At 63.2% G+C, this 239-nt stretch carries 1 protein-coding gene; it reads right to left on the bottom strand.

Translation table 11 applies throughout. The features are described from left to right. Positions 1-239 (bottom strand): LysR substrate-binding domain-containing protein (locus R0J88_RS23215; RefSeq protein WP_410901347.1); only part of this gene is annotated, 239 nt, incomplete at both ends.

The following is a 239-nucleotide window of genomic DNA, read 5'->3' as shown; positions in this document are numbered from 1 at the left end:
CGAAGCGCTCGACGAATTCGAACATGTAGCTGCGCATGAAGGTGCCGCGACGGATGCCGATCTTGGTCGTGGAGCTCTCGAACAGATGCGTGGCGTCCAGTGCGACCAGGTCCTCATCGGTCACCTCGTCCACCGCCATGTGCGCGACGATGCCGATGCCCATGCCGAGACGCACATAGGTCTTGATGACATCGGCGTCCGAGGCGGTCAGCACCACGTTGGGCGCCAGGCCATGGGAC

This window comes from Pseudoalteromonas sp. SIMBA_162, assembly GCF_046535955.1.
Taxonomy (GTDB): domain Bacteria; phylum Pseudomonadota; class Gammaproteobacteria; order Enterobacterales; family Alteromonadaceae; genus Pseudoalteromonas; species Pseudoalteromonas marina.
The sequence above is the reverse complement of the archived record's forward strand: the minus strand, read 5'-3'. Positions and strand labels throughout refer to the sequence as shown.